The organism is Streptomyces sp. NPDC000075 (genome assembly GCF_040301925.1).
Classification (GTDB): domain Bacteria; phylum Actinomycetota; class Actinomycetes; order Streptomycetales; family Streptomycetaceae; genus Streptomyces; species Streptomyces polychromogenes.
The window spans coordinates 1-22,190 of record NZ_JBEPFL010000042.1 but is presented as its reverse complement, the minus strand read 5'-3'; the positions used below and the strand labels follow the sequence as shown (position 1 = coordinate 22,190).

The 22,190-nt window shown below is 71.3% G+C and carries 22 protein-coding genes; 13 read left to right on the top strand and 9 right to left on the bottom strand.

The window, feature by feature from the left end; translation table 11 throughout:
- Positions 1–12: 12 nt before the first annotated feature.
- The 5 genes from ABT403_RS33835 to ABT403_RS33815 all read left to right on the top strand — a co-directional run bounded on the left by ABT403_RS33835 (position 13) and on the right by ABT403_RS33815 (position 3,792).
- Complete coding sequence (locus tag ABT403_RS33835) at positions 13–1,074, top strand: PhoH family protein (protein WP_344156026.1); 1,062 nt, start codon at positions 13–15, stop codon at positions 1,072–1,074.
- 13 nt (positions 1,075–1,087) lie between these two features.
- Positions 1,088–1,585, top strand: coding sequence for an rRNA maturation RNase YbeY (ybeY, locus tag ABT403_RS33830; RefSeq protein ID WP_344156023.1), 498 nt, complete (start codon positions 1,088–1,090; stop codon positions 1,583–1,585).
- Positions 1,582–2,889: a hemolysin family protein gene (locus tag ABT403_RS33825; RefSeq protein WP_344156020.1), complete on the top strand. Its 1,308-nt coding sequence runs from the start codon at positions 1,582–1,584 to the stop codon at positions 2,887–2,889. Before ybeY ends, ABT403_RS33825 begins: the two co-directional genes overlap by 4 nt.
- The gene (locus ABT403_RS33820) at positions 2,886–3,239 is read left to right on the top strand and encodes an MmcQ/YjbR family DNA-binding protein (RefSeq protein WP_344156017.1); all 354 of its coding nucleotides are present in this window, start codon (positions 2,886–2,888) and stop codon (positions 3,237–3,239) included. Before ABT403_RS33825 ends, ABT403_RS33820 begins: the two co-directional genes overlap by 4 nt.
- Positions 3,240–3,426: 187 nt before the next feature.
- Positions 3,427–3,792 (top strand): cytidine deaminase-like protein, encoded by a 366-nt coding sequence (locus ABT403_RS33815; RefSeq protein WP_079426830.1) that lies wholly within the window; start codon positions 3,427–3,429, stop codon positions 3,790–3,792.
- A 31-nt stretch (positions 3,793–3,823) separates the two neighbouring features.
- On the opposite strand, the gene ABT403_RS33810 is transcribed toward ABT403_RS33815, so the two are convergent.
- Positions 3,824–5,125, bottom strand: coding sequence for an MFS transporter (locus tag ABT403_RS33810; RefSeq protein WP_344156011.1), 1,302 nt, complete (start codon positions 5,123–5,125; stop codon positions 3,824–3,826).
- Between the two features lie 70 nt (positions 5,126–5,195).
- On the opposite strand from ABT403_RS33810, the gene ABT403_RS33805 reads away from it, so the two are divergent.
- Complete coding sequence (locus tag ABT403_RS33805) at positions 5,196–6,185, top strand: GlxA family transcriptional regulator (protein WP_344156008.1); 990 nt, start codon at positions 5,196–5,198, stop codon at positions 6,183–6,185.
- A 93-nt stretch (positions 6,186–6,278) separates the two neighbouring features.
- Entirely contained in the window at positions 6,279–7,229 is a 951-nt protein-coding gene (gene era / locus ABT403_RS33800) for a GTPase Era (protein WP_079426822.1), read from the top strand.
- A gap of 17 nt (positions 7,230–7,246) precedes the next feature.
- Here the strand turns inward: era and ABT403_RS33795 are convergent, their stop codons facing one another.
- The 4 genes from ABT403_RS33795 to ABT403_RS33780 form a co-directional block, all read right to left on the bottom strand.
- Entirely contained in the window at positions 7,247–7,915 is a 669-nt protein-coding gene (locus ABT403_RS33795) for an SAM-dependent methyltransferase (protein ID WP_344156003.1), read from the bottom strand.
- 100 nt (positions 7,916–8,015) lie between these two features.
- Positions 8,016–8,822 carry a GNAT family N-acetyltransferase gene (locus tag ABT403_RS33790; RefSeq protein WP_344156000.1) on the bottom strand — a complete coding sequence of 269 codons (807 nt, stop codon included), beginning with the start codon at positions 8,820–8,822 and terminating at the stop codon, positions 8,016–8,018.
- 70 nt (positions 8,823–8,892) lie between these two features.
- On the bottom strand, positions 8,893–9,165 hold the full coding sequence (locus ABT403_RS33785; RefSeq protein WP_344155997.1) for a protealysin inhibitor emfourin: 273 nt from the start codon (positions 9,163–9,165) through the stop codon (positions 8,893–8,895).
- 9 nt (positions 9,166–9,174) lie between these two features.
- The gene (locus tag ABT403_RS33780) at positions 9,175–10,254 is read right to left on the bottom strand and encodes a M4 family metallopeptidase (protein ID WP_344155994.1); all 1,080 of its coding nucleotides are present in this window, start codon (positions 10,252–10,254) and stop codon (positions 9,175–9,177) included.
- A gap of 365 nt (positions 10,255–10,619) precedes the next feature.
- On the opposite strand from ABT403_RS33780, the gene leuA reads away from it, so the two are divergent.
- The 5 genes from leuA to ABT403_RS33755 all read left to right on the top strand — a co-directional run bounded on the left by leuA (position 10,620) and on the right by ABT403_RS33755 (position 17,175).
- Positions 10,620–12,383 (top strand): 2-isopropylmalate synthase, encoded by a 1,764-nt coding sequence (gene leuA / locus ABT403_RS33775; protein WP_344155991.1) that lies wholly within the window; start codon positions 10,620–10,622, stop codon positions 12,381–12,383.
- Positions 12,384–12,596: 213 nt separating this feature from the next.
- Positions 12,597–13,292, top strand: coding sequence for a TerB family tellurite resistance protein (locus tag ABT403_RS33770; RefSeq protein ID WP_344155988.1), 696 nt, complete (start codon positions 12,597–12,599; stop codon positions 13,290–13,292).
- Between the two features lie 561 nt (positions 13,293–13,853).
- Positions 13,854–15,488 (top strand): nucleobase:cation symporter-2 family protein, encoded by a 1,635-nt coding sequence (locus ABT403_RS33765; protein ID WP_344155985.1) that lies wholly within the window; start codon positions 13,854–13,856, stop codon positions 15,486–15,488.
- Positions 15,489–15,583: 95 nt separating this feature from the next.
- On the top strand, positions 15,584–16,330 hold the full coding sequence (gene recO / locus ABT403_RS33760; protein ID WP_344155982.1) for a DNA repair protein RecO: 747 nt from the start codon (positions 15,584–15,586) through the stop codon (positions 16,328–16,330).
- A 23-nt stretch (positions 16,331–16,353) separates the two neighbouring features.
- Entirely contained in the window at positions 16,354–17,175 is an 822-nt protein-coding gene (locus ABT403_RS33755) for an isoprenyl transferase (RefSeq protein ID WP_344155979.1), read from the top strand.
- A 106-nt stretch (positions 17,176–17,281) separates the two neighbouring features.
- On the opposite strand, the gene ABT403_RS33750 is transcribed toward ABT403_RS33755, so the two are convergent.
- The 4 genes from ABT403_RS33750 to ABT403_RS33735 are packed head-to-tail and all read right to left on the bottom strand — an operon-like array spanning position 17,282 to position 20,426.
- A complete protein-coding gene (locus ABT403_RS33750; protein ID WP_150519707.1) occupies positions 17,282–17,710 on the bottom strand; it encodes a Fur family transcriptional regulator in 429 nt (142 codons plus the stop codon).
- 51 nt (positions 17,711–17,761) lie between these two features.
- Positions 17,762–18,628, bottom strand: coding sequence for a metal ABC transporter permease (locus ABT403_RS33745; RefSeq protein ID WP_344155974.1), 867 nt, complete (start codon positions 18,626–18,628; stop codon positions 17,762–17,764).
- Positions 18,628–19,422: a metal ABC transporter ATP-binding protein gene (locus ABT403_RS33740; protein ID WP_344155971.1), complete on the bottom strand. Its 795-nt coding sequence runs from the start codon at positions 19,420–19,422 to the stop codon at positions 18,628–18,630. The genes ABT403_RS33745 and ABT403_RS33740 overlap by 1 nt, the downstream gene beginning before the upstream one ends.
- Before the next feature lie 26 nt (positions 19,423–19,448).
- Positions 19,449–20,426, bottom strand: coding sequence for a metal ABC transporter substrate-binding protein (locus ABT403_RS33735; RefSeq protein WP_344155968.1), 978 nt, complete (start codon positions 20,424–20,426; stop codon positions 19,449–19,451).
- Between the two features lie 156 nt (positions 20,427–20,582).
- Here ABT403_RS33735 and ABT403_RS33730 point away from each other — a divergent pair, with 156 nt between their 5' ends.
- Positions 20,583–21,965: a glycine--tRNA ligase gene (locus ABT403_RS33730; protein ID WP_344155964.1), complete on the top strand. Its 1,383-nt coding sequence runs from the start codon at positions 20,583–20,585 to the stop codon at positions 21,963–21,965.
- Positions 21,966–22,190: the final 225 nt, after the last annotated feature.

The following is a 22,190-nucleotide window of genomic DNA, read 5'->3' as shown; positions in this document are numbered from 1 at the left end:
CAGTGCCGGCCCATGACTCAGACACCGACAGCCCACAGCCCCGTACCGGGCCAGGCGCGAGCCCACTTCACCGTCCCGGCGACGCACCCGATGGTGACCGTTCTCGGCTCGGGTGACGCGCTGCTGCGCGTGATCGAGAAGGCCTTCCCGAGGGCCGACATCCACGTTCGGGGCAACCAGGTCAGCGCGGTCGGGGAAGCGGCGGAAGTCGCCCTCATCCAGCGCCTGTTCGACGAGATGATGCTGGTGCTCCGCACCGGGCAGCCGATGACGGAGGACGCAGTGGAACGCTCGATCGCCATGCTCAAGGCGAACGGCAGCGATGCGCAGGGGCGCCCGCTGGAGACGCCGGCCGAGGTGCTCACCCAGAACATCCTCTCCAGCCGCGGCCGCACCATCCGCCCCAAGACCCTCAACCAGAAGCGGTACGTCGACGCGATCGACAAGAACACGATCGTCTTCGGCATCGGCCCCGCCGGCACCGGCAAGACCTACCTCGCCATGGCCAAGGCGGTGCAGGCCCTGCAGTCCAAGCAGGTCAGCCGCATCATCCTGACCCGGCCCGCCGTCGAGGCGGGGGAGCGGCTCGGCTTCCTGCCGGGCACGCTCTTCGACAAGATCGACCCCTACCTGCGCCCGCTCTACGACGCCCTGCACGACATGATGGACCCGGACTCCATCCCCCGTCTGATGGCCGCCGGGACCATCGAGGTGGCGCCGCTGGCGTACATGCGCGGCCGCACGCTGAACGACGCCTTCGTCGTCCTCGACGAGGCGCAGAACACCAGCCCGGAACAGATGAAGATGTTCCTGACCCGCCTCGGCTTCGACACGAAGATCGTCATCACCGGTGACATCACCCAGGTCGACCTGCCGAACGGCACCAGGAGCGGTCTGCGCCAGGTCCAGGAGATCCTCGAAGGGGTGCCCGACATCCACTTCTCGCGGCTCACGTCCGAGGATGTCGTCCGGCACAAGCTGATCGGCCGTATCGTCGACGCGTACGAGAAGTACGACGACAGCCAGGCGGCCCGGGAGACCGGACCCGCCCGGAACGGCAACCAGCGGAAGTAGAACCCAGCGCACCATGTCGATCGACGTCAACAACGAGTCCGGAACCGAAGTCGACGAGCAGGCGATCCTCGACGTTGCCCGCTACGCGCTCACCCGGATGCGGATCCACCCGCTCTCCGAGCTCTCCGTCATCGTCGTCGACGAGGCGGCGATGGAGCAGCTCCACATCCAGTGGATGGACCTGCCCGGACCCACCGACGTCATGTCCTTCCCGATGGACGAGCTGCGTCCGCCGTCGAAGGACGACGAGGAGCCCCCGCAGGGGCTCCTCGGGGACATCGTCCTGTGCCCCGAGGTGGCGAAGAAGCAGGGCCAGGAGGCCCCGACGCAGCACTCCATGGACGAGGAGCTCCAGCTCCTGACCGTCCACGGGGTGCTGCACCTGCTCGGGTACGACCACGAGGAGCCGGACGAGAAGGCCGAGATGTTCGGCCTCCAGGCGGCCATCGTCGACGGCTGGCGCGGTGAGCGCGGGCTGACCGGTCCGTCCCCGGCCCCGACCGTCTCGTGAGCAGCGACTACCAGCTGATCACCGGGGCGGTCCTGCTGACGGTGGTGGCCTGGTTCGCGGCCTGCGCCGAGTCCGGGATCGCCCGGGTCTCCAGCTTCCGCGCCGAGCAGGCCGTACGGGAGGGCCGGCGCGGCAGCGCCAAGCTGGCGCAGGTCGCCGGGGACCCCACCCGCTACGTCAACGTGGCCCTGCTGGTCCGCGTCACCTGTGAGATGGCGGCGGGCGTGTTCGTCACGTACGTCTGCCTCGACGCGTTCGGGGAGAACTGGACCGCGCTGCTGGTGGCCATCGCCGTGATGGTGCTGGTGTCCTTCGTCGCGGTGGGGGTCTCCCCCCGTACGATCGGCCGCCAGCACCCGCTGAACACCGCGACGGCGGCCGCGTACGTCCTCGTCCCGCTGGCGCGGATCATGGGGCCGATCCCGCAGCTGCTGATCCTCATCGGCAACGCCCTCACCCCGGGGAAGGGCTTCCGCAAGGGACCCTTCGCCTCCGAGGCGGAGCTGCGGGCGATGGTGGACCTCGCGGAGAAGGAGTCGCTGATCCAGGACGAGGAGCGCCGGATGGTGCACTCGGTCTTCGAGCTCGGCGACACGCTCGTGCGCGAGGTGATGGTGCCGCGCACCGACCTGGTCTGCATCGAGCGCTACAAGACCATCCGCCAGGCGACCACTCTCGCCCTGCGCTCGGGCTTCTCGCGGATCCCGGTCACGGGGGAGAACGAGGACGACATCGTCGGCATCGTCTACCTCAAGGACCTCGTGCGCCGCACGCACATCAACCGGGAGGCCGAGACCGACCTCGTCTCGACGGTGATGCGCCCGGCGGTCTTCGTGCCCGACACCAAGAACGCCGGTGACCTGCTGCGCGAGATGCAGTCGGTGCGCAACCACGTGGCCGTCGTCATCGACGAGTACGGCGGCACGGCGGGCATCGTCACGATCGAGGACATCCTGGAGGAGATCGTCGGCGAGATCACCGACGAGTACGACCGTGAGCTGCCGCCCGTGGAGGAGCTCGGCGACGACCGCTACCGGGTCACGGCGCGCCTGGACATCACCGACCTCGGCGAGCTGTTCGGGGCGCTGGCCTTCGACGACGAGGACGTGGAGACCGTCGGCGGACTGCTGGCGAAGGCCCTGGGGCGGGTGCCGATCGCCGGGGCCTCGGCGGTGGTGGACCTGCCGGACGGGCGTCCGCTGCGGCTGACGGCCGAGTCCCCGGCGGGCCGCCGGAACAAGATCGTCACAGTGCTCGTGGAGCCGGTGGTTCCCGAGGACGGCGAGGGTGAGGAGGCGGAGTGACCCCGGCGGAGCTGCGCGCGTTCTGTCTGAGCTTCAACGCGGCGGTGGAGGAGTTCCCCTTCACCCCCGAGACCTCGGTGTTCAAGGTGCTGGGCAAGATGTTCGCCCTGTCGGCCCTGGACGGCGAGCCGCTCAAGGTCAACCTCAAGTGCGATCCGGAGGCGGCGGTGCGGCTGCGCGAGCAGCACGCCGCGATCGTGCCGGGCTGGCACATGAACAAGCGGCACTGGAACACCGTGACGGTCGGCGAGCTGCCGGACGCGCTGGTGCGGGAGCTGGTGGAGGACTCGTACGACCTGGTCGTGGCGGGTCTGCCCAGGGCGGAGCGGCTGCGGCTCGACCGGCCGTAAGCCCTGGCCCTCCCCAGGCCGAAGGTTAGGGTCCAAGGTCATGCGGGTTCGGGACCTTCGGATCGCAGGGTGTGGGCGGTTGACTGTTTAGGTTTGTCCTGCGCCCCGGGGGGAGGCGCGACGGGGGAACCGCGCCCCGGCGGGGTCGTTGCACGTCGCCGCCGGGGCGCTCCCTATGCTTTCGCCTATGACCGAGAGCAGCGTGGGAGCGGGGATCGACCCCGAGGACAGCAAGATCATCACCCTGGCGCGCAGCGCCCGGGCCCGCAACGGGGTCCCGGAGGGGGCGGCCGTACGGGACGAGACCGGACGCACCTATGTCGCCGGAACCGTGGAGCTGGACTCCCTCAAGCTCAGCGCGCTCCAGACGGCCGTCGCCATGGCGGTGGCCAGCGGCGCCCGCTCCCTGGAGGCCGCCGCCGTCGTCAGCGCGGCCGACGCCCCCGCCGAAGCCGACCGCGCGGCCGTCCGCGACCTCGGCGGCCCGGCCACCCCCGTCCTGCTCGCCGGCCCGGACGGCACCCTGAAGTCCACCACCCCCGCCGGCGCCTGAGACCCCAGCCGCCCGGGACCGCCGGCCCGGCTCAGGCCGCGGCCGGCTCCGGGAGGCGGCGGCGGATCACCATCGCCATCAGCGCCGCCACCGCGCACAGCCCGCCGGCCGCGTACCAGACCAGGTCGTAGGAGCCGAGGGCGTCACGGGCCACCCCGCCGAGGAAGGCCACCACCGCCGCGCCCACCTGGTGCGAGGCCAGCACCCAGCCGAAGACGATGGCGCTGTCCTGCCCGTAGTGCTCCCGGCACAGGGCGATGGTCGGCGGGACGGTCGCGACCCAGTCCAGCCCGTAGAAGACGATGAAGAACACCATCGGCGGGTGCACGGACGGCGCCAGCAGGACCGGCAGGAACAGCAGTGACACCCCGCGCAGGGCGTAGTACACGGCCAGCAGGCGGCGCGCCTCGAACCGGTCGGTGAACCAGCCGGAGGCGATGGTGCCGAGGACGTCGAACACCCCGATCACGGCGAGCAGCCCGGCGGCCGCCGTCACCGGCATGCCGTGGTCGTGGGCGGCCGGGGTGAAGTGGGTGCGCACCAGCCCGTTCGTCGAGGCCCCGCAGATCGCGAAGGTGCCCGCCAGCAGCCAGAACGGTCCCGTCCGGGCCGCCCGGAAGAGGACGGTCACCGCCCTGCGGGCCGCCCCCCGGACGGGCGCGGGCTTGGGCTCGTGGACGCCCCCGTACGGGGCGAGGCCCACGTCGGCCGGGTGGTCGCGCAGCAGGAGCCAGACGAAGGGGACGACGGACAGGGCCGCGAGCGCCACGGTGACCGACGCCGGGCGCCAGCCGTGGTGCTCCACCAGCCAGGACAGCAGCGGCAGGAAGATCAGCTGGCCGGAGGCGCCCGCGGCGGTCAGGACGCCCGTGACGAGCCCGCGCCGGGCGGTGAACCAGCGGTTGGTCACCGTCGCCGCGAAGGCCAGCGCCATCGAACCGCTGCCCAGGCCCACCAGCACGCCCCAGAACAGCACCAGCTGCCAGGACGCGGTCATCCACACCGTGGCCAGCGAGCCGGCCGCGATCACGGTCAGGGCCGCCGCGACGACCTTCCGGATGCCGAAACGGTCCATCAGGGCGGCGGCGAAGGGCGCGGTGAGCCCGTAGAGCGCCAGGTTGACGGAGACCGCGAAGCCGATGGTGCCGCGCGACCAGGCGAACTCCTCGTGCAGCGGGTCGATGAGCAGTCCGGGGAGGGAGGCGAAGGCGGCGGCGCCGATGATCGTCACGAAGGCGACGGCGGCGGCGAACCAGGCCCGGTGGATGCGGCCGGGCTCGCGGGGGGCCGGGGAGCCGGCCCGGGGGCTGGAGGTGGGTGCTGTCTGGGTCACCCCGACAGCTTCCGGCCGGCGGGGCCGCCACGACAGTGGCCTGACCGACACCGTTCGATACGATCGGGCCATGACCCCCGAGTCGCGCCCGCACCGCGTCGTCGTCCTCGTCCTCGCCGGGCTGCTGCCCTTCGAACTCGGCATCCCGCACCGGATCTTCGGCCTGGCCAAGGACCCCGGCGGGCGGCGCCTATACGAGATCCTGACCTGCGGGCTCGCCGCCGGCCCGGTGCGGACGGACGCCGACTTCGCGATCCACGTCGAGCACGGCCCCGAACTGCTCGCGACGGCCGACACCGTGGTGGTGCCGGCCTCGTACGAGCTGGGGCCGATCCACTCCGAGGGCCGGCTGACCGACGAGCTGGCGGCGGCCTTCGCCCACGTCAGGCCCGGCACCCGGATGGTGTCCATCTGCACCGGCGGTTACGTCCTGGCCGCCGCCGGGTACCTGGACGGCCGCCCGGCCACCACCCACTGGGCCTACGCCGAGCACTTCCAGCGGCTGTTCCCGGCCGTACGGGTGGACGCGGGCGTGCTCTACACCGACGACGGCGACGTGCTGACCTCGGCGGGGGTCGCCGCCGGGGTCGACCTCTGCCTGCACATCGTGCGCCGCGACCACGGCGCGGCCGTGGCGAACGAGACGGCCCGCCGGACCGTCGTGCCGCCCCACCGGGACGGCGGGCAGGCACAGTTCATCGACCGGCCCGTGCCCGAGCCGCAGCAGGCCAGCACCACGGCCGCGCGGGCCTGGGTGCTGGACCGGCTGCACGAGCCGGTGCGGCTGAGCGACCTGGCCCGGCAGGAGGCCGTGTCGGTGCGGACCTTCACGCGCCGCTTCCGCCAGGAGTCGGGGGTCAGCCCGGGGGAGTGGATCACCGCGCAGCGGGTGGAGCGGGCGCGGTGGCTGCTGGAGCGGACGGAGCTGTCGATGGAGGAGGTCGCCCGGGAGACGGGCTTCGGGACGGCGCAGTCGCTGCGCAAGCACGTCCGGGCGGTGCTGGGGGTGAGCCCGACGGCGTACCGGCGGACGTTCCGGGCCGAGCGCACCGAGCGCTGACCTCTCCCGTTCCGGCCCGGGAGGGGCTCCGCGCGGCGGTGCGGGGGTGTCGCCGGGGCGGTCTGGTCGGCGGGCCGGGCGGCATCGGGGAGAATGGCCCGTATGAGCGATCGTTCCCCCGAGCCCACCGCCCCGCACCGCGCGGGCTTCGCCTGCTTCGTCGGCCGCCCCAACGCGGGCAAGTCGACCCTGACCAACGCGCTGGTGGGCACCAAGGTCGCGATCACCTCGAACCGGCCCCAGACCACCCGCCACACCGTCCGCGGCATCGTGCACCGCCCCGACGCCCAGCTGGTGCTGGTGGACACCCCCGGCCTGCACAAGCCGCGCACCCTGCTCGGCGAGCGGCTCAACGACGTCGTGCGCACCACCTGGGCCGAGGTCGACGTCATCGGCTTCTGCCTGCCCGCCGACCAGAAGCTCGGGCCCGGCGACAAGTTCATCGCCAAGGAGCTCGCGGGGATCAAGAAGACCCCCAAGATCGCCATCGTCACCAAGACCGACCTGGTCGAGTCCAAGCAGCTCGCCGAGCAGCTCATCGCGATCCAGCAGCTCGGCGCCGAGCTCGGCATCGAGTGGGCGGAGATCGTCCCGGTGTCGGCCGTCGGCGACAACCAGGTCCAGCTGCTGGCCGACCTGATCGCCCCGATGCTGCCGGAGAGCCCCCCGCTCTACCCGGAGGGCGACCTCACCGACGAGCCCGAGATGGTCATGGTCGCGGAGCTGATCCGCGAGGCCGCGCTGGAGGGCGTCCGCGACGAGCTCCCGCACTCCATCGCCGTCGTGGTCGAGGAGATGATCCCGCGCGAGAACCGCCCGGCGGACCGGCCGCTGCTCGACATCCACGCCAACGTCTACATCGAGCGGCCCAGCCAGAAGGGCATCATCATCGGCCCCAAGGGCTCCCGCCTGAAGGAGGTCGGGATGAAGTCGCGCAAGCACATCGAGGCGCTGCTCGGTACGCCCGTCTTCCTCGACCTGCACGTGAAGGTCGCCAAGGACTGGCAGCGGGACCCCAAGCAGCTGCGCAAGCTCGGCTTCTGATCCCGGCCGCCGTCCCGTCAGGGCAGGCGGCGGAGCTTGAGGGTGTTGTCGTAGCCGTGACCGGGCCGGTCGGCCTCCGCGCCGACCCGCTCGTGCTCGGCGCAGACCAGCACCTCCCAGCCGTCCTCGGGCAGCTCCAGGCCGGCCAGCACCTCCTCGGGGGTGGGGAAGTGCAGCTCCGGGTGCGGGTTCTCGGCGCCCGGCGCCGGGCCGCCGTGCCCGGCCACCAGCAGGACCCCGCCGGGGGCGACGGCCGCGGCGGCGGTGCGCAGGATGCGCTCGCGGGGCATCTCGCCCGGGCTGTGCAGGAAGCAGGCGGCGACCAGGTCGTACTCCCCGGCGGGGAAGGACTGGCCGAGGTCGTGGCGCTCGAAGGCGATCCGGTCGGCCAGGCCCGCCTCGGCCGCGTGCCCGGCCGCCCGCTCCAGGGCCACGGGCGAGATGTCCGTACCGGTCACCCGCCAGCCCCGTCCGGCCAGCCAGACCGCGTCGGCGCCCTCCCCGCAGCCGAGGTCCAGGGCCCGGCCGGGGGCCAGGTCCCCGGCCTCGCGGACCAGGACGGAATTGGGCCGCCCGCTCCAGATCCGCTCGCTCTCGCGGTAGCGGGAGTCCCAGAACTCCTGGCCGGCCGCTGCGACGCGGTGGCCGTGCTCGTGCTCGTGGTGGGCGGGGGAGTGGGTGGGCACGCGGTCTCCTCGGTGGCTCCTGTACGGACACCACCGATGCTCCGGCCCCTCGCGCGACCCCGGCAATCCTTCTTGCCGTTTCCGCAAAAAGGTCGACGGCCTACTGCGGGGGTTCCGCGATCAGGGCCGTTCCGACGCGGCGGAAGCCGGCGCGGGCGTAGATCCGGGCCACGTCCTCGTCGCCGGCGGACAGGAACACCGTCGTCGCCCCGCCGCCGAGGGCCTGCGCGACCAAGGCCGCCGTGACGCCGAGGGCCAGGCCCTGGCGCCGGGCCGCAGGGAGCGTACCGACCCCGACGACCTCGGCGACCTCCCCGACCGGGATGTACTGGCCCGAGCAGAGCACCGTCCCGTCGCGGACCGCCGCCGCCATCCCGGTGCGCCCGTCCGCGAGCATCCCCGACACCCGGGCCCGGCGCTGCTCCACCGACGGGTCGGCCAGCGCGGCCGCCAGTTCCGCCGGGCCGGCCTGGCCCAGGGCCGTCCCCGGCTCGCCGAAGGCCAGCCGCGCCACGGTCACCGCGGCCGCGAGCAGGGGGTCCCCGGCGCCGAGCGAGCGGACCTCCGGGTGCGGGGGGAGCGGGTCGGCTCCGGCGTCCAGCACCATCAGCGGGTGGGCGTGGACGTGCAGCCCCGCCGCTTCCACGGCGGCCCGGAGGGAGGGGCTGTTTTCGGCCACCCATTCGAAGGCTTCGGGTACCTCCAGCTCCCGCTGTCTCTCCAGCACCTTCCGTACGTCCGCCGGGGTCGCGTCCGGCCCCCCGAGCGTGGGCCGCGCGTAGTAGGGCCAGCCCTGTTCCTCCTGTACGAACAGGGTCAGCGGCCCGAAGTCCTCGCCCCGGGCGCCGCCCTGGCGGGGGGCGGCGTCGTAGTACTGCTCCAGGGTGTTCAAGATCGTTGCGGTCATCCGGTCATCCAAGCAGGACCGTCCGCCCCGGTCACCCGCATTGTCGCCCCGGCGGCACGGGTGCCCGCCGCTACGCGCCTTCCTTCAGCACCCGGGTGATCAGGCTGCGCTGGGCGTCCGAGAGGTGGGGGTCGTGGCAGGACACCGTCCGCCCGTCCACCGTGATGCGGTACGAGAACCCGTCGCGGACGCCGCCCGGCCCCTCGGCGGCCCGTGGGCCGGGCCGCAGGGCCAGCAGGGCCAGGGCCTGCCACTCCTCCGCGTCGGGCCGGCCCGAGGTGTCCACCTCCGCCCGGCGCTCGATCCCCGCGAATCCGCCCGTCCGCACCACTTCGATCCTCATGCCCCCTGCCTACCCCAGGCCGACGGTCGCCCAGGCCTTCTGGAGGGCCAGGTGCTCGGCGCCGCCCTCCCCGTACCGGGCGACGGCCGCCGCCGTCGACAGCCGGGCGAAGTCCTTGAAGTCCGCCCGCGACTCCAGCTGCCCGCCGGTCAGGGTGTCGTACCAGACCTGCCCGGCCCGCTCCCAGGCCTTGCCGCCCAGCTCGGTCGCCGCGATGTAGAAGGCGTGGTTGGGGATGCCTGAGTTGATGTGGACGCCCCCGTTGTCGCGCGAGGTGGTCACGTAGCCGTCCATCGTCGCGGGCTGCGGGTCCTTGCCGAGCTCGTCGTCGTCGTACGCCGTCCCCGGCGCCTTCATCGAGCGCAGCGCGACCCCGGTCACGTTCGGGCCCAGCAGTCCGGCCCCGATCAGCCAGTCCGCCTGGTCGGCGGTCTGCCCGAGCGAGTACTGCTTGATCAGCGAGCCGAAGACGTCCGACATCGATTCGTTGAGGGCGCCGGACTGGCCGTGGTAGTCGAGGTTGGCCGTGTACTGGGTGACCCCGTGGGTCAGCTCGTGGCCGATGACGTCCACGGACACGGTGAAGTCGAGGAACAGGTCCCCGTCCCCGTCGCCGAAGACCATCTGCTGGCCGTCCCAGAAGGCGTTGTTGTAGTCCTCGCCGTAGTGCACGCTCGCGTCCAGCGGCAGGCCGGAGCCGTCGATCGAGCGGCGGCCGTACCCCTTGAGGAAGAGTTCGTGCGTGGCGCCCAGCCCCGCGTACGCGCGGTTGACGGTGGCGTCCTTGGAGGCGTCCGCCCCCTCGGCGCGGACCTTCTTCCCGGGCAGCCGGGTGTGGTGCTGGGCGTCGTAGACCGTGCGGCGCGGGCCGTCGGGGACGGAGGTGTCCGCCTCGGCCGGGACGATGCCGCGGACGGTGCTGATCCGGCGCCGGGTGCGCAGGAGGGCGTCGGTCTCCAGGGTGCGCTGCGCGGCGTCGGCGCGGGCGGAGTCGGCGGACCGGGCGGCCTTGTCCAGGAGGTGCGGCGGCACCACGGTGCAGAAGACGGGGTGGCGGGGGGCGTGTCCGTGGGGAAGGAAGGCATCCATGCCCGGAAATGTGGCAGTGGGTGATGTCGGTGTCACTAGCGGCGAGCATGATTCATTCGGTTGTCTCAAAGGCGTCGCGCCGTGTTGACGGATCCGCCGGACCTCGCAGGATGAAAGGAGTCCTGGGTCACAAAGGGTACAAATCGGACCCGCCGGTCTTGCATACTGAAACAGGTCCTCGCGACACGGCGCGGCTCGGTTAGGCTCGGCCCATCATGCGTTTCGGGCTGCTTCTCCTTAGCTGCCGCGGCGAGGGTCTGTAGTCGTAGGCCGGCCCCCTCCCCGCGGAGTTTGGTGTTGCGGTTTTCACTACCGCCGTCGGCCGTCCCAGCGAACTACCGCGGACACGCGAGGAGCCCAACGCCATGAGCCAGCAGCCTTTTGTCGGTCGCCCCACGCCCATCACCAACGCGACCCACACCCAGAAGCCCTCCGGAATGCCGATCCACAAGTACGGCTTCTACGAGCAGGTGGAGATCCCGGACCGCACCTGGCCGGACGCCCGCGTCACCAAGGCTCCGCGCTGGCTGTCCACGGACCTGCGCGACGGCAACCAGTCGCTGATCGACCCGATGACCCCCGCCCGCAAGCGCGAGATGTTCGACCTGCTGGTGCGCATGGGCTACAAGGAGATCGAGGTCGGCTTCCCCTCCTCCGGCGAGACCGACTTCGCCTTCGTGCGCTCCATCATCGAAGAGGGCGCCATCCCGGACGACGTCACCATCTCCGTACTGACCCAGGCCCGCGAGGACCTGATCGAGCGGACCGTCGAGTCGCTGATCGGCGCCAAGCGCGCCACCGTGCACCTGTACAACGCGACCGCCCCGACCTTCCGCCGGGTCGTCTTCCGCGGCTCCAAGGAGCAGATCAAGCAGATCGCCGTCGACGGCACCCGCCTGGTCATGGAGTACGCCGAGAAGCTGCTGGGCCCCGAGACGGTCTTCGGCTACCAGTACAGCCCCGAGATCTTCACCGACACCGAGCTGGACTTCGCCCTGGAGGTCTGTGAGGCCGTCTGCGACGTCTGGCAGCCGGGCGAGGGCCGCGAGATCATCCTGAACCTGCCCGCCACCGTGGAGCGCTCGACGCCCTCCACCCACGCGGACCGCTTCGAGTGGATGGCCCGCCACCTGACCCGCCGCGAGCACATCTGCATCTCCGTGCACCCGCACAACGACCGCGGCACCGCCGTCGCCGCCGCCGAGCTGGCCCTGATGGCCGGCGCCGACCGCATCGAGGGCTGCCTGTTCGGGCAGGGTGAGCGCACCGGCAACGTCGACCTGATCACCCTGGGCATGAACCTGTTCTCCCAGGGCATCGACCCGCAGATCGACTTCTCGCAGATCGACGAGATCCGCCGCACCAGCGAGTACTGCAACCAGATGGAGGTCCACCCGCGCCACCCCTACGCGGGCGACCTGGTCTACACCGCCTTCTCCGGCTCCCACCAGGACGCCATCAAGAAGGGCTTCGACGCCATGGAGGCCGACGCGGCCGCCCAGGGCAAGACCGTCGACGAGATCGAGTGGGCCGTCCCGTACCTGCCGATCGACCCGAAGGACGTCGGCCGCTCCTACGAGGCGGTCATCCGGGTCAACTCGCAGTCCGGCAAGGGCGGCATCGCCTACGTCCTGAAGAACGACCACAAGCTGGACCTGCCGCGCCGCATGCAGATCGAGTTCTCGCGGATCATCCAGGCCAAGACCGACGCCGAGGGCGGCGAGGTCACGCCGAAGGCGATCTGGGAGGTCTTCTCGGACGAGTACCTGCCCAACCCCGAGAACCCGTGGGGCCGCATCCAGCTGCGCTCCGGCTCCACCGCCACCGACAAGGACGGCACCGACACGCTGACCGTCGAGGCGGTCGTGGACGGCGTGGAGACGGTCCTGAGCGGCACCGGCAACGGTCCGATCTCGGCCTTCTTCGACGCGCTGGGCGGCATCGGCGTGGACGCCCGCCTGCTGGACTACACCGAGCACACGATGAGCGAGGGCGCCTCCGCCGTGGCCGCCTCGTACATCGAGTGCGCGATCGACGGCCGGGTCCTGTGGGGCATCGGCATCGACGCCAACACCACCCGCGCCTCCCTGAAGGCGGTCATCTCCGCCGTCAACCGCGCGGGCCGCTGAACCACCCCTGACGGAGCCCCGTCCCTCCACCCGGAGGGGCGGGGCTCCGCCGTGCGTCCGGGGCCGTCGGCGGGCCCGTCGGCCGGGGGCGCAGATCGGCCAAGTGCGCCCCCGGGCCCATGTTGTCTTGTCGCACGACTGACGCACACTCACCGATGTGGCTAACATCACGCCAACCCGGCGTCGTTGTCCGGGGAGTTACGGAGGTGCGACGTGCTGCCAGTTCGGGGTGGGGACGGCCGGAAGCTGACGCTCTGGGGCATCCGTACCAGCTGGAACACCGTCAGCGACGGGGAGTTCTTCTGCCCCGGCTGCGGCGGTGACCGCAACTACCGCCGGCGCACCGGGCGCCGCCGGTTCACCGTGCTCGGCCTGCCGCTGCTGCCGCGCGGGGAGGCCGGGCCCGTCGTCGAGTGCCAGGCCTGCCGGGAGCGCTTCGGCCCCGAGGTGCTGGACCACCTCACCACCACCCGCTTCTCCTCGCTCCTGCGCGACGCCGTGCACACCGTGACGCTGGCCGTGCTCGCCGCGGGCGGGACCGCCTCGCGCAGCGCGCTGGAGGCCGCCGTGACGGCCGTGCGCGGGGCCGGCTTCCCCGACTGCACCGAGGAGCAGCTGGAGTCCCTCGTGGAGGCGCTGGCCACCGACGAGGGCCGGCTGGGGCTGTACGACGGGCCCGAGTGCTGCGGGGCGGCGCTGTCGATCGAGCTCCACGAGGCGCTGGAGCCGCTCGCCGCGCACCTGGCCGGACCCGGCCGCGAATCGATCCTGCTCCAGGGCGCCAGGATCGCCCTGGCGGACGGGCCCTACATCCCGGCCGAGCGCGAGGTGCTGGCCACCGTGGGCGCGGCGCTGCGGATGGGTTCGGACGAGGTGGCGGGCCTGCTGTCGGCGGTGCGGGCGCCCTAACGGCTGCCCGCGGGTACGCGGATCCGGGCCCGGCGGAGGTTCTCCGCCGGGCCCGGAGGCGTTTTCGGGGACGAAATCCCGGCATGTGGGCGTCCGGGAGGTAACGATTGGGCCGTACCGGCCGGAAACGGAGCCCCGCACCACCCCCGCGAGGGGTGGATTCCTCAATTCCGTACACGAATTCCGCATTCCGGACGGCCGGAATTGCACCCTCTGATTTGCGTGGCCGAAGGCTTGCGAACCCGGAAATCCCCTGTCAGAACCGGGAACTTCGCAGGTGTGCAGGGGGAACTCCACGGTGCGGGGGCCGGCTCCCATACTCCGGTACGCGGGCGCCCGCCACTGTGGGAACCTCCAAAGAGGGTGGCCTGGGGCGTCAACACTTTGTCGAAGTCTCCGATACCTGTGAGCACTTCCACAGGCGTTCAATTCCGGTCACACGACGAGATCTGCGTGTTCCCACTGACAACCCCGGCGGACCAACGGGTTAACGACCCACTCCGGCCCGGGGATAACCAGCTTCCTCTCAATTACCTACCTCCTTTGAAGGGCAAGGCAGAGATGGCACGTGTCGCCGCCCGGCTTTCCGCAAGCGGAGAGCAGAGCTCGCACCCGGTCGACGAGGTGCTCCCCCTCCCCAAGCTCGCGCTGTACGGCTTCCAGCACGTACTCGCCTTCTACGCCGGCGCGGTGATCGTTCCGATCATCGTCGGCAGTGCGCTGAAGCTGAGCCCTGAACAGCTGGTCTACCTGATCAACGCGGACCTCTTCACCTGCGGTATCGCCTCGATCATCCAGGCCTTCGGCATCGGCCGCGTCGGCGCCCGGCTCCCGCTGATCCAGGGCGTGACCTTCACCGCGGTCTCCCCGATGATCGCCATCGGCCTCGGCGCGGGCGGCGGAACGGCCGCCCTGCTGGTCATCTACGGCGCCGTCATCACCGCCGGCATCGCCACCTTCGCCTTCGCCTGGCTGCCCGCCAAGGCCTTCCGCGCGGTCATGCGGCTGTTCCCGCCGGTGGTCACCGGCACGGTGATCACGGTCCTCGGCATCGTCCTGGTACCCGTCGGCCTCAAGGACGCCGTGGGCGGCGCCCCCACCGTGGCCGACGGCGGCGTCCCCACGCAGCTGGCCTACGCCGGCGGCACCATGCTCTTCATCCTCGTCCTGATGAAGTTCGGCGGACCCTTCCTGCGCAGCATCGGCATCCTGCTCGGCCTGGTCGGCGGCACGGCCGTCGCCTTCCTGCTCGGCGACGCCAAGTTCGGCGACGTCGGCAGGTCCGACTGGATCGGCGTCACCACCCCCTTCCACTTCGGCGCCCCGAAGTTCGAATGGTTCCCGATCCTCCTCATGCTGATCGTCATGCTGATCACCATGGTCGAGACGACCGGTGACACCTACGCCGTCGGCGACATCGTCGGCAAAGACGTCGACAGCGAGACCGTCGCCCGCGCCCTGCGCGCCGACGGCGCCGCCACCGCCCTCGGCGGCATCCTCAACTCCTTCCCGTACGTCGCCTTCGCCGAGAACGTCGGCCTGGTGCGGATGACCAAGGTCAAGAGCCGCTTCGTGGTCGTGGCCGCCGGCGTGTTCATGATCGTCCTCGGTCTGATCCCCAAGGCCGCCGCGATCGTCGCCTCCGTCCCGCCGGGCGTGCTCGGCGGCGCCGCCACCGTCATGTTCGGCATGGTCGCCCTCGCCGGTATCCAGACCCTGGCCAAGGTGGACCTCAAGGAGGAGAAGAACGCCCTGATCGTCGGCGTCTCGCTGGCCTTCGCGCTCTTCCCCGCCACCGTCCCGGCCTACTTCGACAAGCACATGAGCCCGGACCTGTCCTCGCTCCTCAACAGCGGTGTCACCCTCGGTGCCAGCGCCGCCATCCTCCTGAACCTGGTCTTCAACGGCCTGGCCGCGGACGACGCGCAGAACGTCCCCGCGGCCGAGGCCCTGGCCGAGACGCTGGCCGAGAACCTGACCGGCCACGCCGAGGTGCCCGCCCAGCCGGCCGCCGCCCCCGCGGCCGCCGAGAAGGGCTCCGCGAAGGCGCCGGCCAAGGCGGACACCGCGAAGGCGGACCCGGCCAAGGCGGACACCGCGAAGGCGCCGGCCAAGGCGGACGCCGCCGAGACGGACGCCGCGAAGACGGACGACGCCGCCGAGGAGGCCGACGAGGCGGGAGCCGCCGCCGTCTGACCGACTCCCCGCTGAACCTCCCAAGGGGTGCCGCCCCCGTCCGGACACTGCCGGACGGGGGCCGGTGCTGTCCGCGCACAGGGGACAATGGGCCCATGAGTCTGTTCCGCGACGACGGCATCGTGCTGCGCACCCAGAAGCTGGGTGAGGCGGACCGCATCATCACGCTCCTCACCCGCGGCCACGGCCGCGTCCGGGCCGTCGCCCGCGGAGTCCGGCGCACGAAGTCCAAGTTCGGCGCCCGGCTGGAACCTTTCTCCCACGCCGACGTGCAGTTCTTCGCCCGGGGCAGCGAGCTGATCGGCCGCAGCCTGCCCCTGTGCACCCAGACGGAGATCATCGCCCCCTACGGCAACGGCATCGTCACCGACTACGCCCGCTACACCGCCGGCACCGCGATGCTGGAGACCGCCGAGCGCTTCACCGAGAACGAGGGCGAACCCGCCGTACAGCAGTACCTGCTGCTCGTCGGCGCCCTGCGCACCCTCTCGCGGGGCGAACACGAGCCGCACCTGATCCTCGACGCCTTCCTGCTGCGCTCCCTGGCCGTCAACGGCTACGCGCCCAGCTTCGAGGACTGCGCGAAATGCGGGATCCACGGCCCCAACCGGCACTTCTCCGTCGGCGCAGGCGGGGTCATATGCGGCGACTGCCGGGTCCCCGGAAGCGTCGTACCATCTGCTGAGGCCATCGGGCTGCTCAGCGCCCTGCTGACGGGGGACTGGCCGACGGCCGACGCGGCGGAGCCGCGGCACGTGCGCGAGGGGAGCGGACTCGTCTCCGCCTATCTGCACTGGCATCTGGAGCGCGGGCTGCGCTCCTTGCGATACGTAGAGAAGTGACCGAGATCGGAGACCGAAGCGCCATGGCAGTACGCGGATTCCTGGGACTCTCCCGACGGGACTACACGCTCCCCGAACCGCACCCGACCGGCGCCCGCCCGCCCAAGATCCCGGGCGAGCTGGTACCGGAGCACGTCGCGATCGTGATGGACGGCAACGGCCGCTGGGCCAAGGAGCGGGGCCTGCCGCGCACCGAGGGCCACAAGGTCGGCGCGGAGCGCGTCCTCGACGTCCTCCAGGGCGCGATCGAGATGGGCGTCAAGAACATCTCCCTGTACGCCTTCTCCACCGAGAACTGGAAGCGCTCGCCCGACGAGGTGCGCTTCCTCATGAACTTCAACCGCGACTTCATCCGCAAGACCCGCGACCAGCTCGACGCGCTGGGCATCCGGGTGCGCTGGGTGGGCCGTATGCCCAAGCTGTGGAAGTCCGTGGCCAAGGAGCTCCAGGTCGCCCAGGAGCAGACCAAGGGCAACGACAAGCTGACCCTGTACTTCTGCATGAACTACGGCGGCCGCGCCGAGATCGCCGACGCCGCCCAGGCCCTCGCCGAGGACGTGAAGGCCGGCCGGCTGGACCCGTCGAAGGTCAACGAGAAGACCCTCGCCAAGTACCTCTACTACCCGGACATGCCGGACGTGGACCTGTTCCTGCGCCCCAGCGGCGAGCAGCGTACGTCCAACTACCTGATCTGGCAGAGCGCCTACGCCGAGATGGTCTTCCAGGACGTCCTGTGGCCGGACTTCGACCGGATCCACCTGTGGGACGCCTGCCTGGAGTACGCCAAGCGCGACCGCCGCTTCGGCGGCGCGGTCCCGAACCAGCCCGAGGGCGCCGAGAGCTGACCCCGGGATACGGCTCCGCCGCCGGGCCCGGGAGGGCGCGGCGGCGGAGTGCCGGGACATCGGCCGGATTCAGGTCGGTGTTCGACCGGATTCCGTCCCTTCGGGGCTAACCGGCCGCCGCGCAGTCCGCGCAGGTGCCGAAGATCTCGACGGTGTGGGCCACGTTCACGTAGCCGTGCTCGGCCGCGATGGACTCCGCCCACTTCTCCACCGCGGGGCCCTCCACCTCGACGGCCTTGCCGCACTTGCGGCAGACCAGGTGGTGGTGGTGATCGCCCGTGGAGCAGCGGCGGTAGACGGATTCGCCGTCGCTGGTGCGCAGCACGTCGACCTCGCCGGCGTCCGCCAGGGACTGGAGGGTGCGGTAGACGGTGGTCAGGCCCACGGAGTCGCCGCGGTGCTTGAGCATGTCGTGCAGCTCCTGGGCGCTGCGGAACTCGTCCACCTCGTCCAGCGCCGCCGCCACGGCGGCCCGCTGCCGGGTGGATCGTCCTCGTACTGGCGCGGTATTCGTCTCGCCAGGCGCAGTCGCCACCGGTTCCTCCTCGTTTCGGCCTTGCCCCATTGTGCCAGGCGGCCGGTCCTCCTAGACCTTCACGTCGTCCCGGGTGCAGATCTCCTCGGCGGCCCGGGCGGCCTTCGCGCGGCGCCTGGCCACGGGCGTGGACAGGGCCGTCGTGACCACGAAGACGGCGATCGCGAGCAGCACGATCGTGGCTCCCGACGGCGCGTCGATGTAGTAGGTGGCGGCCGTACCGCTCAGGGAGACCGCCACGCCGATCGCCATGGCCAGCGACAGGGTCGCGGCGAAGCCGCGGGTGACCCGCTGGGCGGCCGCGACCGGGATCACCATCATGGCGCTGACCAGCAGCAGGCCCACGATGCGCATGGCCACGGTGACGGTGACGGCGGCGGTGACGGCCATCAGCAGGTTCAGGGCGCGCACCGGCAGGCCGGTGACGCGGGCGAACTCCTCGTCCTGGCTGATCGCGAACAGCTGGCGGCGCAGGCCGACGGTGACGGCGATGACGAAGGCGGCGAGGATCACCACGGCGGTGACGTCCTCGGGGGAGACGAAGCTGATCGAGCCGAAGAGGTAGCTGCTCAGGTTGGCGGTGGAGCCGCCCGGGGCCAGGTTGATGATCATGACGCCGCCGGCCAGGCCGCCGTAGAAGAGCATGGCGAGCGCGATGTCACCGCTGGTCTTGCCGCGGGAGCGGATCAGCTCCATGCCGACGGCCCCGACGACGGCGACGAGGGTGGCCATCCAGACCGGGCTGGTGTTGAGCAGGAAGCCGAGGGCGACGCCGGTCATGGCGACGTGGCCGATGCCGTCGCCCATGACCGCCTGGCGGCGCTGGACCAGGTAGGTGCCGATCGCGGGCGCGGTGATGCCGACCAGCGCGGCGGCGATCAGTGCCCGCTGCATGAAGGCTTGGTGCAGGATGTCCATCAGCTCAGCAGTCCCGTCCGCAGGGGCTCGGCGTCGTGCGCCGCGTGGGGGTGTACGTGGTCGTGGCCGGGGAGGGCGTGCTGCCCGACGGCCTCGGGCGGCGGGCCGTCGTGGACGACGCAGCCGTCGCGCAGGACGACGGCCCGGCCTATCAGGGGCTCCAGCGGGCCCAGCTCGTGCAGGACGAGGAGGACGGTGGTCCCGGCGGCGACCTGCTCGCGCAGGGCGTTCGCGAGGACCTCCTGGTTGGCCAGGTCCACGCCGGCCATCGGCTCGTCCATGATCAGCAGCTCGGGTTCGACGGCCAGGGCCCGGGCTATGAGCACGCGCTGGTGCTGTCCGCCGGAGAGGGCGTTGACCGAGGCGTCGGCGTACGCGTCCATGTCGACGAGGGCGAGGGCCCGCTCGACGGCGGTCCTGTCGGCCTTGCGCAGGATCCCGAAGCGGGAGCGGGCGAGGCGGCCGGAGGAGACGACCTCGCGGACGGTGGCGGGGACGCCGCTCGCGGCGGTGGTGCGCTGGGGGACGTACCCGATGCGCGACCACTGGCGGAAGCGCTTGAAGTCGGTGCCGAAGAGGGACAGGGCGCCGTCGGTGAGCGGCACCTGGCCGACCACGGCGCGGACGGCCGTGGACTTGCCGGAGCCGTTGGCGCCGAGCAGGGCGACGACCTCCCCCCGGCGGACGGTGAGGTCGACCCCGCGCAGCACGGGGCGGGAGCCGAGCGAGGCCGTGGCCCCGCTCAGGGATATGACGGTCTGGTCGTCGTCCGCCGGTCGGGGCGTTGACTGCATGGCTCGCGCCTCCGTTGCTGCTGTCATCACTTGGTTCCGAGGGCCTTCTGGAGGTTCTTCAGGTTGGACCGCATGACCTCGAAGTAGTCGGCGCCCTGCGATTTGTCGGTGATCCCCTCCAGGGGGTCGAGGACGTCGGTCCGCAGGCCGGTGTCCCGGGCGAGGGTCTTGGCGGTCTTGTCGCTGGCCAGGGCCTCGAAGAACACGGTCGTCACATTGTCCTTCTTCGCGACGGCCTGGAGTTCCTTCATCCGGGCCGGGCTGGGCTCGGCTTCGGGGTCGATGCCGGAGATGCCCTCCTGGTCGAGGCCGTAGCGCTCGGCGAGGTAGCCGAAAGCGGAATGCGTGGTGATGAAGGTCCTGGAGGCGGTGTTCTTCAGGCCTTCCGCGAACTCCGTGTTCAGGGTGCCCAGTTCGGCCACCAGCTGGTCGGTGTTCTTGCGGTAGTCGGCCGCGTGCCCGGGGTCGGTCTTCTCCAGCGCGGCGCCGAAGCCCTTGGCGATCTCCGCGTACTTGACCGGGTCGAGCCAGACGTGCGGGTCCTCGCCCGCCTCCCCGTGGTCGTGGCCGTGGTCGTGGCCGTCCCCTTCGGCGGCGTGGTCGTGGTCCTCCTCGCCGGAGGTGCCGTGCACCTCCAGCTTCGTGAGGGAGGCCGCGTCCACGGTGTTCTTCACGCCGGACTGGGCTATGGCCTTGTCGACGGCGGGCTGGAGGCCCTTGAGGTAGAGGATCACGTCGGAGTCGCCCAGCGCTCCGGTCTGCCGGGGGGTGATGTCCAGGTCGTGCGGTTCGACGCCCGGCTTGGTGAGGGTGGTGACCTTCACGTGCTCGCCGCCGACCCGCTCGGCGAGGAACTGCAGGGGGTAGAACGACGCCGTCACGCTCAGCTTGCCGTCCTTGTCCGCGCTCGCCGCACCGGCCCCGGAGCAGGCGGTGAGGGTGGTGGCGCCGAGGGCGACGGCCCCGGCGAGCGCGGCGGTGGGTATGAGGCGTCGTACGTTCATGACATCCATTTTCATCAAAGATGGAAACGGTTGTCAAAAAGGCAGGTGGGGGGCCCGGAGGAGCATGCTGGAAGGGGGGTACCGACTTGAAGTGGAGGGTGCGGGCGCCGGTAACCTAAAGCCTTCGCCGTTCGTCCTCGTAATGAAGAGAGCACCGTGGCCGCCGACAAGATCGAGACCATCGTCAGCCTGAGCAAGCGCCGTGGCTTCGTTTTCCCTTGCAGTGACATCTACGGCGGCTCCAGGGCTGCCTGGGACTACGGTCCGCTGGGTGTCGAGCTCAAGGAGAACATCAAGCGCCAGTGGTGGAAGGCGATGGTCACCGGGCGCGAGGACGTCGTCGGTCTCGACTCCTCCGTGATCCTGGCCCCCGAGGTCTGGGTGGCCTCCGGCCACGTCGCGACCTTCTCGGACCCGCTGACCGAGTGCACCTCCTGCCACAAGCGTCACCGCGCCGACCACCTGGAAGAGGCGTACGAGGCCAAGCACGGCCGCCTCCCCGCGAACGGCCTCGCCGACGTCAACTGCCCCAACTGTGGTGTGAAGGGCCAGTTCACGGAGCCGAAGCAGTTCTCCGGCATGCTGGAGACCCACCTCGGCCCGACCCAGGACACCGGCTCGAAGGCGTACCTGCGCCCCGAGACCGCCCAGGGCATCTTCACCAACTTCGCCCACGTCCAGACCACCTCGCGCAAGAAGCCCCCGTTCGGCATCGCGCAGATGGGCAAGTCCTTCCGCAACGAGATCACGCCGGGCAACTTCATCTTCCGCACGCGCGAGTTCGAGCAGATGGAGATGGAGTTCTTCGTCAAGCCGGGCGAGGACGACCAGTGGCAGGAGTACTGGATGCAGGAGCGGTGGAACTGGTACCGCGACCTGGGCATGCGCGAGGAGAACATGCGCTGGTACGACCACCCGAAGGAGAAGCTGTCCCACTACTCGAAGCGCACCGCTGACATCGAGTACCGCTTCAACTTCGGCGGCAGCGAGTTCTCCGAGCTCGAGGGCGTCGCCAACCGCACCGACTACGACCTGAAGGCGCACTCCGCCGCCTCCGGCACCGACCTGTTCTACTTCGACCAGGAGGCCGGCGAGCGCTACACCCCGTACGTCATCGAGCCGGCGGCCGGCGTCAACCGCGCCATGCTCGCCTTCATGCTCGACGCGTACGTCGAGGACGAGGCCCCGAACGCCAAGGGCGTCATGGAGAAGCGCACCGTGATGCGCTTCGACCCGCGCCTGGCCCCGATCAAGGTCGCCGTCCTGCCGCTGTCCCGCAACGCGCAGCTGTCGCCGAAGGCCAAGGGCCTGGCCGCCGACCTGCGCAAGAACTGGAACATCGAGTTCGACGACGCGGGCGCCATCGGCCGCCGCTACCGCCGCCAGGACGAGATCGGTACGCCGTTCTGCGTCACCGTCGACTTCGACACCCTGGACGACAACGCGGTGACCGTGCGCGAGCGCGACACCATGAAGCAGGAGCGCGTCTCCCTGGACCAGATCCAGGCCTACCTCGGCAGCCGTCTGCTGGGCTGCTAGGACCTGCGGGAAAGACCGGTGGCCCGGTGCGCGATCCGCGCCCCCGGGCCCCCGGGGTTGGTGTGGGCGCCCGGGGCGGGGCGCGGGGGCGCCCCCCGGGGCGGCGGGCGCCCGGGGGGGGCCCGCCCGCGCCCCGGCGCGGCGGGCGCTTCCCGCCGCCCCGGCGCAATACGGCCCGGCCCCGGCCGCATGTGCGGGGTGAACGGCGCGCCGGTCACAGGCCGT